This window comes from Corallococcus sp. CA054B (assembly GCF_003611625.1).
Classification (GTDB): Bacteria; Myxococcota; Myxococcia; order Myxococcales; family Myxococcaceae; genus Corallococcus; species Corallococcus coralloides.
In genome coordinates this window covers 1-14,646 of record NZ_RAVY01000224.1, presented here as the reverse complement: position 1 = coordinate 14,646, position 14,646 = coordinate 1, and the positions used below count along the sequence as shown (strand labels likewise).

Annotated in this window: 14 protein-coding genes and 1 pseudogene; 5 read left to right on the top strand and 10 right to left on the bottom strand. The window is 69.9% G+C overall.

Annotation, left to right across the window (positions count from 1 at the left end; all coding sequences use genetic code 11):
* Positions 1–67: 67 nt before the first annotated feature.
* Positions 68–1,501: pseudogene (gene epsV / locus D7V80_RS35320) on the top strand (PCP family exopolysaccharide biosynthesis protein EpsV); the annotation flags it as partial.
* A 54-nt stretch (positions 1,502–1,555) separates the two neighbouring features.
* Positions 1,556–2,767, top strand: a complete 1,212-nt coding sequence (gene epsU, locus D7V80_RS35315) for an exopolysaccharide biosynthesis GT2 family glycosyltransferase EpsU (protein ID WP_120592283.1) — start codon at positions 1,556–1,558, stop codon at positions 2,765–2,767.
* Positions 2,768–2,839: 72 nt separating this feature from the next.
* Here epsU and D7V80_RS35310 read toward each other — a convergent pair whose 3' ends face one another.
* From D7V80_RS35310 to epsH, 5 genes are all read right to left on the bottom strand, one after another.
* Entirely contained in the window at positions 2,840–3,346 is a 507-nt protein-coding gene (locus tag D7V80_RS35310; protein WP_158616751.1) for a MerR family DNA-binding protein, read from the bottom strand.
* Positions 3,321–3,761, bottom strand: a complete 441-nt coding sequence (locus tag D7V80_RS35305) for a hypothetical protein (protein ID WP_120592281.1) — start codon at positions 3,759–3,761, stop codon at positions 3,321–3,323. Before D7V80_RS35305 ends, D7V80_RS35310 begins: the two co-directional genes overlap by 26 nt.
* A gap of 49 nt (positions 3,762–3,810) precedes the next feature.
* Entirely contained in the window at positions 3,811–4,242 is a 432-nt protein-coding gene (locus tag D7V80_RS35300) for a hypothetical protein (protein ID WP_120592280.1), read from the bottom strand.
* A gap of 61 nt (positions 4,243–4,303) precedes the next feature.
* On the bottom strand, positions 4,304–4,489 hold the full coding sequence (locus D7V80_RS35295) for a YjzC family protein (RefSeq protein WP_120592279.1): 186 nt from the start codon (positions 4,487–4,489) through the stop codon (positions 4,304–4,306).
* Positions 4,490–4,594: 105 nt separating this feature from the next.
* A complete protein-coding gene (epsH, locus tag D7V80_RS35290) occupies positions 4,595–5,905 on the bottom strand; it encodes an exopolysaccharide biosynthesis glycosyltransferase EpsH (protein WP_120592278.1) in 1,311 nt (436 codons plus the stop codon).
* A 56-nt stretch (positions 5,906–5,961) separates the two neighbouring features.
* Here epsH and wzy point away from each other — a divergent pair, with 56 nt between their 5' ends.
* Complete coding sequence (gene wzy / locus D7V80_RS35285; RefSeq protein WP_120592277.1) at positions 5,962–7,527, top strand: exopolysaccharide repeat unit polymerase; 1,566 nt, start codon at positions 5,962–5,964, stop codon at positions 7,525–7,527.
* Here wzy and D7V80_RS35280 read toward each other — a convergent pair.
* From D7V80_RS35280 to D7V80_RS35270, 3 genes are all read right to left on the bottom strand, one after another.
* Complete coding sequence (locus D7V80_RS35280; protein ID WP_120592276.1) at positions 7,524–7,979, bottom strand: hypothetical protein; 456 nt, start codon at positions 7,977–7,979, stop codon at positions 7,524–7,526. The two genes, wzy and D7V80_RS35280, sit on opposite strands and share 4 nt — an antisense overlap.
* Positions 7,980–8,615 carry a hypothetical protein gene (locus D7V80_RS35275; RefSeq protein WP_120592275.1) on the bottom strand — a complete coding sequence of 212 codons (636 nt, stop codon included), beginning with the start codon at positions 8,613–8,615 and terminating at the stop codon, positions 7,980–7,982. It abuts the gene before it with no gap.
* An 81-nt stretch (positions 8,616–8,696) separates the two neighbouring features.
* Entirely contained in the window at positions 8,697–9,743 is a 1,047-nt protein-coding gene (locus D7V80_RS35270; protein WP_120592274.1) for a cation diffusion facilitator family transporter, read from the bottom strand.
* A 167-nt stretch (positions 9,744–9,910) separates the two neighbouring features.
* Here D7V80_RS35270 and D7V80_RS35265 point away from each other — a divergent pair, with 167 nt between their 5' ends.
* On the top strand, positions 9,911–11,518 hold the full coding sequence (locus D7V80_RS35265) for a mechanosensitive ion channel family protein (protein ID WP_120592273.1): 1,608 nt from the start codon (positions 9,911–9,913) through the stop codon (positions 11,516–11,518).
* A 4-nt stretch (positions 11,519–11,522) separates the two neighbouring features.
* On the opposite strand, the gene D7V80_RS35260 is transcribed toward D7V80_RS35265, so the two are convergent.
* Positions 11,523–12,071 (bottom strand): RNA polymerase sigma factor, encoded by a 549-nt coding sequence (locus tag D7V80_RS35260; RefSeq protein ID WP_158616750.1) that lies wholly within the window; start codon positions 12,069–12,071, stop codon positions 11,523–11,525.
* 431 nt (positions 12,072–12,502) lie between these two features.
* On the opposite strand from D7V80_RS35260, the gene D7V80_RS35255 reads away from it, so the two are divergent.
* Entirely contained in the window at positions 12,503–13,156 is a 654-nt protein-coding gene (locus D7V80_RS35255) for a DUF6445 family protein (protein ID WP_233585956.1), read from the top strand.
* A 3-nt stretch (positions 13,157–13,159) separates the two neighbouring features.
* Here the strand turns inward: D7V80_RS35255 and epsE are convergent, their stop codons facing one another.
* Entirely contained in the window at positions 13,160–14,374 is a 1,215-nt protein-coding gene (epsE, locus tag D7V80_RS35250; protein WP_120592270.1) for an exopolysaccharide biosynthesis GT4 family glycosyltransferase EpsE, read from the bottom strand.
* Positions 14,375–14,646: the final 272 nt, after the last annotated feature.

The following is a 14,646-nucleotide window of genomic DNA, read 5'->3' as shown; positions in this document are numbered from 1 at the left end:
AAGCCCAGCCCGTCGAACAGGAAGCCCCAGTCGATGAGGTCCGCCGCCGTACGTCCCCGAGCGCGAGGAGACGAACGCGCCGGCGGACCTCATCGACTGGGGCTTCCTGTTCGACGGGCTGGGCTTCGTGCGCAGGGCCATCTTCCGGCACTGGTTCCTGGGGCTGTGCATCGTCGCGGTGATGGCGGGGCTGGGTTCGGCGGCGGCGAAGCTGATGCCGCGCAAGTACCACGTCGAAACGCGGATGCTGACGTACCGCAACCTCATCATCTCCTCGCTGGTGAACCCGGGCCGGTCCATCCCGGTGGAGGCGGATCAGCCCACGCGCGCCGCGTGGGAGATGGTGCTCAGCCGCGGCAACCTCAAGTCCGTGGTGAAGAACGCGAAGCTCATCGAGTACTGGGACCACATGCGGTCCCCCATCAGCCGCCTGAAGGAGCAGCTGCTGAAGAAGGCTCCGCCTCCCATGACGGACGAGGAGAAGGAGGAGGCGCTCATCGCGATGCTGGAGACCAGCCTCATCGTGATGGCGGAGGGCGGCAGCGGCACGGTCACCATCGGGGTGGACTGGAGTGATCCGCAGATGGCCTTCAACATCGTGGAGGCCGCGGCGCAGAACTTCCTGGACATGCGCCATGAGTCGGAGATGGGCGCCATCTCCGAGTCCGTGAACATCCTCCAGGGCCAGGTCGCCAACGAGGCCGCGAACATCAAGCAGGCCATCGCGGACCTGGAGCGCGCGGTGCGGGCCGCGGATGCGCGCCGCAAGAAGAAGGAAGCGGACCCCAAGCAGGCCAGCGCGCGGCAGGCGCTGCTCCAGACGGACCACGCGCTCGCGCAGCTGAAGTTCCTGGTGCAGGCCAAGCGCCGCGCCATCCGCGACGTGGAGGAGTTCCGCGGCCGCCGGCTCACGGAGCTGCGCGCGCAGCTGGCGGAGCAGCGCGTCGTGTTCTCCCCGCAGCACCCGGTGATCGTCGACCTGGAGCAGCGCGTGGCGACGATGCAGGCGGACTCGCCGCAGCTGACGTCCCTGCGCTCCGAGGAGCAGTCGCTCATCCAGGAGTACCTGCGCATGGGCGGCACGGACGTGGACTCCACGACCGAGGGCACGAGCCTGGCGGCGGGCTTCGGCGCGCCCATGGCGGGCGCGATGCTGGGCACGCCGGATGATCCGGAGGTGGCGGTGGCCACGGACCGGATGCGCATGGTGGTAATGCGGCACCAGGAGAAGCTGCGCCGGTTGGACCAGGCGCAGACGGAGCTGGAGATTTCGAAGGTCTCCATGAAGCACCGCTACAGCGTGCTGTTGCCGGCGCTCTTCCCGGAGAAGCCGTCCAAGCCGAACCCGAAGCTCATCGCCATCGCGGGCGTGGTGGGCGGGGTGGCGCTGGCGGTGTTCGCGGCGGTGGCGCTGGACATCATGCGCCGCCGGGTCCTGGAGAAGTGGCAGGTGGAGCGGCTGCTCAAGTTGCCGGTGCTGGCGGAGCTGGAACGGCGCTGAAGGTTCGTGCGCTCGGCCGTCCTGTGATGGCGCGAGCGCGGGGGTGACACTGTCGTGACGGTCTGGACCTGGGTGGACGTGGCGCTGTGCGTGGGACTGCTGCCGGTGGTGGTGGGCTGCGGCTACCTGCTGCTCCTGACGCTGTTGTCGGGGCGCAAGGCGGCGCCGGTGCCGCCGTCGCCGGCGGTGCGGAAGTTCGACGTCATCATCCCCTCGCACAACGAGGAGCTGGGCATTGCCCGGACGGTGGCGAACCTGTCCGCGGTGGACTACCCGGCGCACCTGCGGCGCATCATCGTGGTGGCGGACAACTGCTCGGACGCGACGGCCCAGAAGGCGCGGGAGGCAGGCGCCACGGTGCTGGAGCGCCAGGACGCGGAGAAGCGCGGCAAGGGCTACGCGCTGGCGCACGCCTTCGAGCACAGCCAGCGTGACGGCTTCGCGGACGCGGTGGTGGTGGTGGACGCGGACACGGTGGTGTCCGCGAACCTGCTGCACGCCTTCGCCCGGCGGCTGGAGGACGGGGCGCACGGCGTGCAGGCGCACTACGGCGTGATGAACCCCACGGCGTCGTGGCGCACGCGGTTGATGACCATCGCGCTGGGGATGTTCCACCGCGTGCGCTCCATGGGGCGCGAGCGGATGGGCGTGTCCTGCGGCCTGCGCGGCAACGGCATGTGCTTCACGCACGCTGTGCTGAAGCAGGTGCCGCACGACGCGTTCAGCGTGGTGGAGGACCTGGAGTACGGCATCCGCCTGGCGCGCGCGGGGCACCGCGTGCACTACGCCTGGGAGGCGGAGGTGCTGGGCGAGATGGTCACGGCGGAGAAGCAGAGCCGCTCGCAGCGCCAGCGCTGGGAGGGCGGCCGCGCGCAGATGCGCAAGCTGCACGGGTGGCCGCTCTTGAGCGACGCGCTGAAGCAGAAGAGCGGGCTGTTGCTGGACCTGTCCATGGACGTGCTGGTGCCGCCCCTGAGCCAGCTGGTGCTGGCGACGGTGGCGGGCTCGGTGCTGGCGGCCGGCGTGGTGTGGCTGTCCGGCGGCTCGGCGGTGGCGGCGTCCGCGCTGGCGTCGTTCGGCATGATGTCGCTGGCGCTGTACGTGCTGCGCGGCTGGTGGGTGTCCGGCGTGGGCGCGCGTGGCCTGCTGGACCTGGCGTGGGCGCCCCTCTACGTGGTGTGGAAGGTGTGGCTGATGGTGCGCGGCCCCGGCGCGGAGAAGCGCGGCGAGTGGGTGCGCACCACGCGCGAGGCGGAGCGGCGGTAGCGCGCGTCTGCTCGGTGGGTCCGGGCGCAGGGGCCGCCCCTGCGTACCGTGGACCCCGGGCTTGGGGCTCGTTCAGCCGGTCCGCGTCTTGGGCGCCGGCCGCCGGGCCTTGGCGGTAGAGGACGCGGCCTGGGCCTTGCGCTTCGCCGGATGCGCGGGTGCGCCGAGCGACGCCTGGATGGGGCACACGGTGTCCGGAGGGCAGAAGCCTTCGGCCATCAGGGTGGTGATGGCGCGGCGCATGCGGCGCAGATCGTCGATGCGCGCGTCGATGGCCTGGACCTTCGCCTCGGCGAAGCGGGTCACGTCGCGGGTGGGGGTGCCGCGCCGGTCGGTGAGGGCGAGCACGGCGGACACCTCCTTCAGCGTGAAGCCCAGCTCCTGCGAGCGGCGGATGAAGCGCACGCGGATGGCGGCGTCCGGGCCGTAGAGGCGCTGGCCGCTCTCGCTGCGGTCCATGGGCAGCAGCAGCTTGCGGCGCTCATAGAAGCGCAGCGTGGACAGCTTCACGCCCGAAGCGAGGGCGAGCGCGCCGATGCGCAAGGGAGCTGCTTCAACGGGCCGTCGCGGGGATGCCACCACGCCACCTCCTGGCGCCGAGGATGACACCGCCCTGGGCGAACATCCACGCCAGCTCCAGCACGAGGAAGACAACGAGCACCCGCGTCGCGCCCTGGGTGAGCGACCACGCCATCCAGGTGGAGAACAGCGCCCGGCCCGCGGTGTCCACGGCGCCGTTGAACGCGGTGGGGTGGACGAGCCGCACGACGGACCACAGCGTCACGATGGTGCCGAAGAGGGCCACGAAGAACAGGTGCGTGGACGTGAACACGGGGAGCGGTTCGCCACTCAGGCCCAGTGCGTGGTGCACGGACTGGATGCTCGCGAGCACGGCGCTCGCGGTCCACGGCGTGGCGAAAGGGAGGGTGACGAAGAAGTCGTACAGCGCGCTGGCGAAGACGACACGGCGAAGCAGGGACGGTTCAGGGTTCATGCGAAGGACCGTAACCCCTGCACCAAGGTGCAGAGGCAAGGGCCTCCGTTCAGGTCCCCGTCGCGGGAGCCACGTCCCGCCGCCGCGCGCCGAGCAGGAGCGCCCCCTGCACGAACATGCCCGCGGCCTCCATCACGAGGAACGCGCCAAGCACCGGCGTCGCTCCCTGCATGAGCGCCAGCACCATCCACGCGGAGACGAGCCCTCGGCCCACCGTGTCGATGGCACCATGCAGCGCGGTGGGCTGGAGGACGCGGACCAGCGCCCAGATGACGGCGAGCACACCGAAGAGGGCGACGAAGAACACGTGCGTGGGCATGAAGGCCGGCACGGCCTCACCGCCCAGCGTCAGGCCCTCGTGCACCTGGCTCATGACGCCCAGCATCGCTCCCGCCGTCCACGGCGTGGCGAACGGAAGCGTGACGCACAGGTCGTACACCGCGAAGCCACGGACGGCGCGGCGAAGCAGGGAGGAGCGCATGCCTGGGACACTATCGCGACGCCCCGTCACGGAGACGTGGCTCCGTGGCGGGACGCATGCATCACACCTTCGTCCAGTAAGCCCCCTTCTTCGAGGACTTGATGGGCGGGAACGTCTCATCCTTGTCCAGGGGGATGATCCGCTCCTCCTGCGTCACAGGAGGGCTCTCGGTGCCGTCCGTGTAGCCATCGAACGCGTAGTCGCCCGACGTCTCGTACGTGTCGCCCGTCTTGTACCCCTTCGCCATGACGCGTCCTTTCGTTCCCGTTCGGGAACGAGAAGAACGTCCGTCGGATCAGCGCTGGGGGCCATGCCTCGCGAGAGGTATGCGCCCCCGGGAATACCGCGACCCTCAGTCCGCCAGCGGCATGCCGAAGTCAGGCTGGCCGCGCTCGCCGGACACCCAGCGATACACCTCCAGCACCTGCTCCGCCTTCGCCTTCCAGGTGAAGTGCTTGAAGATGCGCGCCCGTGCGCGCTCGCCCATCGGGCCGATCACGGACGGATCCGCGACCAGCTTCTCCAGGACGCCGCGCACGCGCTCGACGATCTCCTGCGGCGTGCCCATGGGGATGGCGAAGCCCGTGGTCGGACTGACGATCTCTCCCGGACCGCCGTAGTCCATCACGATGGGCACCAACCCCAGCGCCATCGCCTCCGCCACCACCGCGCCGCCGAACTCGCGCACGCTCGGGAAGCCGAAGATGTGGTTCTTCGACAGGCGGCCCTGCAGCTCCTGGTGCTTCACCCAGCCCGCGAACGTCACGCCGTTCTCCAGGCCGCCCCTCGCCACCTGCGCGCGCAGGTTCTGCATCTCCGCGCCGTCGCCGATGAACTCCAGCTGCACCTTGCCCTCGCGCACCAGCGGCGCCGCCGCGTCGATGAGCATCGCCATGCCCTTGTACGGCACGAAGCGCCCCACGAACGCCACCCGCAGCGGCTCACCCGGCTTCGGCGGCTCCGCCTTCGCCGAACCGAAGCGCCGCACGTCGATGGCGTTCTCCGGGATGTAGACCACCTTGTCCTGGTACTCCTGCGACAGCTGCGCCCGCGTCGCCCGCGAGCCCATCATCAGCGCCGCCGCGTTCTTCCGCGTCGACTTGTAGAAGGGCATCAGCTTGTAGACGTCCCGGATGTAGCTCAGCCACTCGCGCTCACGCACGCGCGCGTCCCCGAAGCCCTTGAGCCACGGCAGGCCGCCGTTCATGGGGCCCATGATGAAGGGCACCCCCGCCTCCGCGCACCGCGCCGCCAGCGTGCTGGGCGTCGTGGGGCTGATGGGCGTGTAGCGGTGCACCACGTCGAATTCCTTCGCGCGGATGCGGTCCCCGAAGCGCCGCCAGAGCAGCTCCTCGAAGTAGTAGTACGGCAACACGCTCAGCGCCGTGGCCGTCGTCCAGCCCACGCCCGCCTTGCCGCGCAGCACCTCGCCCACCTTGTCCAGCGGGCGCTCCACCGGCGTGGAGTCCAGGGCCGTGAAGTCCCTCCCCTCCACCAGCCCCTGCTTGAGGATGTTCTCGCGGTTGCGGACCTGGGTGACCAAGTGCACGTCCGCCACCTCGGCGAGCGCCCTGGCCAGGGACCAGCCTTCCAGGGGGACGCTCACCCAGTCTGGGTTGCACAGCTCAGCAATCAGGAGGACGCGGGGTCGGGTGCCAGCCATACGCCTTCCGCATCTATCCCAACACGGGCCCGGGATATAGCCTCCCCCCCGCTCGAATGGTCTTCAAACCCTCTCCCGCCGCCTGGCTCCAGTACATCGTCATGGTCGTGGGCCTGGGCGCCGTCACCCTGGGTGCGGCCGCCGTGGGTAACGGGGACCCCATCGTCACCCTGGCGCCCGTGCTGGCGCTCACCGTGGTGTGGGTCATCCTCAAGGTGCCGCTGCGCTACCTGGCCATCACGGTGCTCTACCTGGTGCTCGCGGTGGACTACACACCCGAGCGTCCCCAGTCGATGTTCTGGCCGTCGCCGCTCTTCCCGCTGGGCAAGCTGCTCTTCACGCAGATGCATGAGCTGGTGGGCATTGGCGCCCTGCGCTTCCCGCTCATCGACGGGCTCATCATCGGCTCCATTGGCATTGGCATCTACCGGCGGGCCACGAAGTCCAAGATTGATCCGCCGGTGGTGCCCATCCCCCGGCCGCTGGCGGTGGTGCTGGCGATTTCGTTCTTCTCCATCATGTGGATGGAGGTGTGGGGCATCGCGCGGGGCGGAGACATCAAGAACTCGCTCTGGCAGTGGCACCAGGCGGCGGTGCTCCCGCTGATCGCGATGATGTACCACTACAGCCTGCGCGGGCCGGAGGACTGGCCCCTGGTGGCGAAGACCATCGTCGCGGCGGCGCTGACCAAGTCCGCGGTGAGCACCTACTTCGCGCTCGTCATCGTGCCGGCCCAGCACCTGGAGGTGGAGTACACCACCTGCCACTCGGACTCGATGACGTTCATCTTCGCCATCAGCGTGTGCATCATGCGCTGGCTGGAGCGGCCCAAGTCCGGCCACGCCATCCGAGGCATCCTCATCATCATCCTGGTGTTCATCGGGATGTTCTTCAACGACCGCCGGCTCGCGTACGTGAGCCTCGTGGGCGGGCTGGCCGCGGCGTACTTCTTCAACCCGTGGACGCCGCTGAAGAGGTTCATCACGCGCGGGCTCATCGCGTGCTCACCGCTGCTGGTCGTGTACTTCCTGGTGGGGTGGGGCTCCAACAGCAGCGTGTTCAAGCCGGTGCAGACCTTCCGCTCCATCATCGAGGGGCAGCACGCCGAAGGAGAGCTGGACTACCGCGACATCGAGAACCTCAACCTCATCGCCACCTGGAACACGAACCCCGTGTTCGGCACGGGCTACGGGCACGAGTTCCTGGAGCCCTACCCGCTGCCCAACATCGCGTTCGTGTTCCCCACGTACCGCTTCCACCCGCACAACTCGCTCCTGGGCCTCCTGGCCTTCGGCGGGTGGTTCGGGTTCACGGGCGTGTGGATGTACCTGGTGGTGACGGTGTACCTGGCGGCGCGCTCGTACCATCGAGCGTACGCGGCGGAACATCGAACCGCGTGCCTGCTCATCGTGGGCGTGGTGGCGTCCTACCTGAACCAGGTGTTCGGAGACATGGGCATCATCTCGTACATCTGCACGTTCCAGGTCGCGGTGTGCTCCATCCTCGCGGGCAAGCTGGCCATGGTCACCGGCGCGTGGCCGTGGCCGCAGCGGGAGAAGGTGCTGGGCCTGACGCGCGCGGCGCCGGAAGAGGCGCCGCCCCCGGGAGCGACGGCGGCCTAACGCTGGATGGACAGGATGCGCCACTGGCGCGTGTCGATGGCGTACGTGGCGCTCGCGTCCGTCACGGGCCCTTCGGAGTCGCAGGCGTCCTGCCGGGGCACGAAGCGCACGAACATCACGCCCTCCGGGCCGGGCGCCGTCCACACGTCGAAGGAGTCCCTCCGGTAGAGGCACAGCTCGTCCGCGGTCGCGCCCTTGTGCGGCTTCACATCCAGCGGCCGGAAGTCATCCATCGCCAGCTGCGTCGCCACCGCCACGGCGGCGGGCGTCTGCGCGCGCCCCTCCGCGGGCAGGTCCAACGGAAACTGGAAGCGGGCCATCTCCTCGTCGGAGGCGCGTGGCGGGCGGATGGGCCGCCCGAAGAGCACGCAGCCGGAGAGGGGCAACGCCAGCAGCGCCACGAGCCCGCGCTTCACCCACACCCGCCGCGATGACGAACCCTGGCGCCCCATCTAGTCCTCCACGGGCGTGATGAAGCCCGTGTCCTTGTCCGCTTCGTGGATGTATCCGATGAGCTTCCACGCCTTGCCCTGCCGCAGATAGACCTCACCCGGACGCGGCTCGCCCTTGTACGGGACCAGCTTCGTCACCGTGCATCCTGCATCAAATTGGACCCGCAGGGTCCAACGTTGTGACTGACTCCAGCGGTCCTCCTGTGACATTCCCGACGGGAACCAGGGGTGGCTGTGGAAGTCCGCCAGCGTGGAGGGCAGGCCCCGATCGTCCTTCACCACGCTGGGCACGCTGCAGCTCTTGCGGCGCAGGTCCGCGCCCACCAGCGTCGTGCGCCCCAGCGGCGACGGCCAGCTCGCGTAGTACTCCCCGCCGCCCAGCGAATAGATGAGCCCGCAGTACTCCTGGCCGTAGTCCCGCTCCCGGGCTCGCTCCAACGCCATCACCGCCGGACAGAGCTGGTCGATGACCTCGTCCACGTCCGAGGAAGGCTGGATGGCCGGCCACGGGCCCTTCACCCAGACCCTGGCGCCCCGCTGGCCGAAGAAGGTGTCCCTTCCGCTCTGGAAGTAGGACGTGCCGGCGCAGCCCACGAGCAGCGCCACGCCCACGCTCCATGCATTCCGTCCGCGCATCCCGTCTCGCCGCTCCCGTGAGAGGAACCGCGAAAACGCATAGCACGGCCCAAGCCACAAAACCAGAATTCAAGGCAAAGCTCACCCGGTGCGGGCGCGGAGCTCGGCGGCCTCGGCGGCGGCGGCGGTCAGGTGCTCCAGCTCCAGGTCGATGTGCTTCGCCTGCGGGATGGCGCGGCGGACCTCGGCTTCGATGGCGTCAATCTCCTCGCTCAGGGTGCGGATGAGGTGCCGGGCCGCGTCCGTCAACGCGCGCTCGCGCTCCGCGCCCACCGGGGGCAGCCCCTGCGCGGGCAGGGCCTCCACCAGCCGGGCCGCGACGAAGGACTCGCTGAAGCGCAGCTCCGCCTTGAACTGGTAGGACTCCGGGGTGAGCTGGCGCGTCTTCACGTCGTGCAGGTCCGCCAGGCTGGGGCGCGCGCGCAGCAGCTCCTCGAAGCGCTGCTCCACGTCCGCCGGCACCGACCGGCCGAGCAAGAGCTCCCGGTTCGCCACCATCAGGTAGATGGCGATGAGCCCCAGCAGCACACCCACCGTGAGCGACGCCAGCGCGTCCCACAGCGGGTTGCCCGTCACGTGCGCCAGCGCGATGCCCGCCGTCGCCAGCACCAGGCCCAGCACCGCCGCGCCGTCCTCCAGCAGGATGGCCACCGACGCCGGGTCGGCCTTCGTCCGAACGAAGCGGAAGAAGGGCTCGCCCGCGGCCTGCTTGAGGAGCCCGCGCACCGCGAACAGCAGCACGCCGCCCTCGATGAGGAACGACAGCCCCAGCACCCCGAACGTCACCGGCCCCGTCTCCGCCACGTGCGGGTGAAGGAGCGACTGGATGCCGTGGTAGACGGTCACGCCGCAGCCCACGAAGAAGATGCCGGATGCGGACAGGATGCCGAAGATGAAGCGCTCGCCTCCGTAGCCGTACGGGTGCGAGTCGTCCTCCACGCGCGCCGCCCGCTTCAACCCCAGGAACAACAACACCTGGTTGCCCGTATCCGCCGCCGAGTGGATGGCCTCCGACAGCATCGCCCCCGACCCCGACAGGAAGAAGGCGATGAACTTGATGAACGTGACCAACACGTTGCCGGACAGCGCGGCGATGACGGCCTTGAGCGACGAAGCAGGAGCGGACATGGAGGTGCCAAACCTACCATGTGGCGCCCCCCCGCCCGTCCGCCCCACGCCCTACCCTTGTCCTTCCGCGTCATCACTGCTGGACAGCCTCCGCCCAGGGTGATTCTTTGTTCTCAAATCATATTCAGGCTTAGGAGAGCGCCGTGCGCCGTTTCGTGCCGACGTGGATGTGGGTGTTGCTGCTGTTGGGGCCCGTGGGGGCCTTCGCGCTGAACGCGGGGCTGCCGCCGCCTCCGCCGGAGGTGGACCGGAGCACGCCCACGGCGACGGCGGCGGGGTTCCTGGACGCGGCGCATGCCCGGGACGGGCTGCGGGCGCCGCACTACCTGGACCTGTCGCGGCTGCCTCCGGAGACGCAGGCGGAGGACGGGCTGAGGCTGGCGCGGCGGCTGGTGGTGGTGCTGGACCGGACGCTGTGGCTGGACTTCGCGCGCATTGGCCGGGAGTCGGCGGGCCCCGGGGAGAGCGCCCGCCGCGAGGTGCTGGGCCAGGTGGCCACGTCGCGAGGCCCCCAGGACATCGTGCTGGAGCGGGTGGACGCGGAAGGGGGCCCGGTGTGGGTCTTCAGCGCGGAGACGGTGGGCGCCATCGACACGCTGTTCCAGGAGCACGGGTCGCCGCTGCTGGAGATGCTGCCGCCGGTGTTCTTCACGCGCCCGCTGTGGGTGCTGGAGGCGTGGCAGTGGCTGGGGCTGGCGCTCGTGCTCGTGGGGGCGTGGGCGCTGGGGCGGCTGGTGGAGGCGGTGGCGCTGCGGGTGGGCGCCCGGGCCGCGGGGCTGACGAAGTCCGGGTGGGATGACGAACTGCTCGCCGCGGGCAAGGGGAGTATCCGCTTCGTGCTGGCGGGCATGCTGGCGGCGGCGGGGGCGCGGTTCCTCAAGCTGCCTCCGCCGGCGCAGGAGACGGTGGACCTGGGGGCGCGCTCGGTCATCATCGTGGCGGTGGCGCTGTTCATGCTGCGCTTCTTCACCCGGGCCGCGCGCTTCCTGGAGGCCAAGGTCGCGAAGTCGCCGGAGGGCACGGACGTGGCGCGGGTGCGCGGCCTGCGCACGCAGCTGGCCATCCTGCGGCGCGTGGTGGAGGTGGCGGTGGTGCTGGTGGCCGCGTCGCTGCTGCTCCTCCAGTTCGAGGCGGTGCGCAACGTGGGCGTGTCGCTGCTGGCGTCCGCGGGCATCGCGGGCCTGGCCATTGGCCTTGCCGCGCAGAAGTCGCTGTCCACGCTGTTCGCGGGCATCCAGCTGTCCATCACGCAGCCCATGCGCATTGGCGACACGGTCATCATCGAGAACGAGTGGGGGTGGATCGAGGAGATCACCCTCACCTACGTCGTCGTGAAGGTGTGGGACCTGCGCCGGCTGGTCATCCCCATCACGCAGTTCCTGGAGAAGCCGTTCCAGAACTGGAGCAAGGTGTCGCCAGAAATCCTGGGCACGGCGGAGCTGTACGTGGACTTCCGCACGGACGTGCCCGCGGTGCGCGCGGAGCTCAAGCGCATCCTGGAGCAGGAGTCCAACGGGCTGTGGGACGGCAAGGTGCAGGGGCTCCAGGTGACGGACCTGAGCGAGCGCACCATGAAGCTGCGCGCCCTGGTGAGCGCGGCGGACTCCGGCAAGGCCTTCGACCTGCGCTGCGTGGTGCGCGAGAAGCTGGTGGCCTACCTCCAGGCCCAGCCGCACGGACTGCCGCTCGTGCGCGCGGAGGCCACGCCCCTGCCCCTCCCGGAGGAGAAGGCCGCGGGACCGGCGCTGCTGGCGGCGCGGACGGGCACCACCTGACGCCTCAGTGCCACGTGCCCACGGAGAGCCGGCGCTCCTCCGCGATGGGCTGGAGCCGCTCGCGCAGCTGTTCGCGCACCTGGTGCAGCCACCAGCCCACCGTGCCCGTGGAGCGGCCCACCTGGGCGCCGATGCTCACGTAGGAGCGCCCCTGCGCTCTCAGGTGGAAGACCTCCCGCTGCTGCGGCGGGAGGCGCTCCACCGCCTCGCGCAGGTCCTTCTCCTGGATGAAGGTCCAGAGCTCGCCGCCCTCGGACTCCTCGGGGTCGTCCGCGAGCACCGTCACCCAGCCCGCGTTCACCGCCTTGCGCTGCTCCGCCCGGTGGTGGCGCAAGAGGCTGATGGCCCGCGTGTTGATGACCCGCCCCGTCCACGCACGGAAGGCCTCCGGCCCCTGCAGGTGCAGCCGCTCCTTCCACGCCTCGTCCAGCGCGTGCTGCACCAGGTCCTCCGCGTCCGCCGTATTCCCCAGGATGCGCTGGGCGTGCTTCAAGAGCCCTGAACGGAATTGGATGACCAGCGCCGCGAACGTCTGCATCTCTTTGTCAGCCATGGAAGTGCCCCCCGAGCTCCGTTTCCGTGCAGGGCCATGATGACAAAGCCTTCCAATACGGACATGGCATTCTTTACCGGGATTACCAAGAGTGTCTGGAAATCCTATCCCACCCGGCGATTTCCGCCTCCAACGTCCCGAATGCATCCAGTGTCTGTCTTTTGGATGTCCATCCAGGGCAGGTGCACATGGGTTCCCGACAGAAGCGCACCGGGGTGATCAGCAGCCGTCATCCCGGGCGGAGACTCTCGACGAAGGCACTCCGGGGTGATTGACCTTGGGGCAAAACGCCCCGGTGTGGCGAGGCCCCCGGGCGGATGGGGCAGAACGCCCCGGCCCGATGCATGAAACACATGTGAGAACACGGCAGGGTTCTTGCTGACACGCCTCCCATGCTCGAAACACGGCGCCCGGAGTCGGCCGTCCGCGACGTGCTTCCCTACCGGAAGCCGAAGCTGGGACGGGACTACTGGATCAAGGACAACGCGCTGCCCAACGCGCTGGAGGTCTACGAGCGCAACCTGGCCCGCGAGGACTGGACGATGGGCGCCCCGTGGCGGCCCGAAATCTGGCCCGGCATCCGCGCCCCCCACGCGCTCACGTCCGCGGAGCTGGCGCCCATCGAGCAATGGATTTGCGAACAGGCCGGCGTGCGCGCCCTCAAGCAGGAGTCCCCCGCGCGGGGCTCGCTGTCCCACAACCACGTGCAGCTCGTGGGAGAGAAGGAGTCCACCGCGAAGCCGCACGTGGACTCACTGGCGCTGTGCGACTTCGCGGGCGTCATCTACCTGCACCCGAAGCCGCCCGTGAAGCACGTGGGCACGTCCTTCTACCGGCTGCGCATGCCCGGCGGCGGCCTGGGCGGCAACACCTGCCCTCCCGGCTGCGTCAACCTCCCCCAGGCCTTCGGCGTGACGAAGCTGCCCGCCAACGCGTGGGCGCAGGACCTGGAGGTGGAGAACGTCTTCAACCGCCTCATCGTCTACCGGGCCGACTTCGTGCACTCGGCGACCGCGTACTTCGGACAGGGCGACAAGCGCAGCAAGCGCGCCACCGCCCTGTTCTTCTGGAAGGCCGTGCGCTGAAGGCTACGCGAGCATCTTCGCCAGCATGTCCGCGCTGCGCTCGCTGCTGAACTGCTCCTCCACCTTGCGGCGGCCGGCCTCGCCCAGCCGCACCGCTTCGGCCGGGTCTCGCGCCAGCTTCTCCAGCTTCTCCGCCAGCACGGCAGGGGCCTGCGGTGGCACCAGCACGCCGTCCACGCCGTCGTCCACCAGCTCCTTCACGCCGCCCGCGCCCGTCACCACCACCGGCGCGCGCATGGCCATGGCCTCCATGATGGCCACGCCCAGCGGCTCCTGGAGGCTCGCCAGCGCGAAGAGGTGCGAGCGCTGGATGCCGTCCTTCACCACGTCCTCGCTCACCGCGCCCAGGAGCGTCACCGCGTCCGTGAGGCCGTCCTGCGCGAGCTTCGCCTCCAGTACCTTGCGGTACGTGGTGCCGCCCGCCTCGTCCTCGCCCGCGATGGACAGCCGCGCGTCGATGCCCTTCTTGCGCAGCATCCCCACCGCGTCGATGAGGTCCGCGTGCCCCTTGCACGGGTTCAGCCGGCCGCACGCGAACAGCCGCAGGGGACCCTCGCCGGACCACGGCTCGTAGGGCACCGTGCGCTGGAAGCGCGACAGCTCCACGCCCATGGGCGCCAGCTCAATCCGGTCCGGCAGGCTCCCCGCCAGCTCCTGGCGCACCTCCGCCAGCAGCTTCTGGGTGATGACGAAGGCGAACTTCGCGTGCCGCCACTTCTCCCGCTGGTTCGGCCCGTAGTCGTCCAGCGGCCCGTGCAGCGTCATGCTGTACGTGAGCCCGGACAACAGGTGCGCGAACATGGCCACGTGCGCCGCGTTGGCGCAGGAGTGCACGTGCACGTGCGTCCAGCCGCGCTCGCGCGCCAGCGACGCCAGCCGGCCGCCCATCACCGCGAACGCCACCAGCTGCGCGCGGCCCTTCGGGTCCAGACCTTCCGCGCGGGCGATGGAGGCCAGCACCCGCGCCCAGCCCGTGGGCATGGCCCGGGCAATCTCCAGCGCGGCCCGCAGCACGCCCAGCGGCGGCGGCGGCGCCAGGTACTCCGTGCGCGACATGGCCTCGCGTGCCCAGCTGTGGCTGATGATGCGCGCGGGCGGCGGACGGGTGGACACCAGCTCCGGTGACACGCCCTTCCCCGGCAGCGCCTGCAGCTCGCGCCAGAAGAAGATGTGGGTCTGTCCGGGGAACTCGGGAATCAGGTAGCCGATCTTCTGCACGCCTCTTCCATAACATGCCGCGTCCCCCACGCCCCCCGGTGGGCCCGCGGTCCTCCCCTCGCCGCGCCGGAGACTCAGGGGGTGTCAGCCGTGACAGCAGACCGGCGGCGCGCTCCTTCGCCTGCCCGCCCGCCCGGGTCGTTGGGCCATGACGCCTCATTGCGTTATACCGTGCGCGCTCCCATGTCCGCCGATTCGAGCCCCCCGACGCCCGCCGAGGAGACCCCGCCCGCCAGCGCCGTGCCCTCGCCGGAGCTGTCACGGCTGTGGTT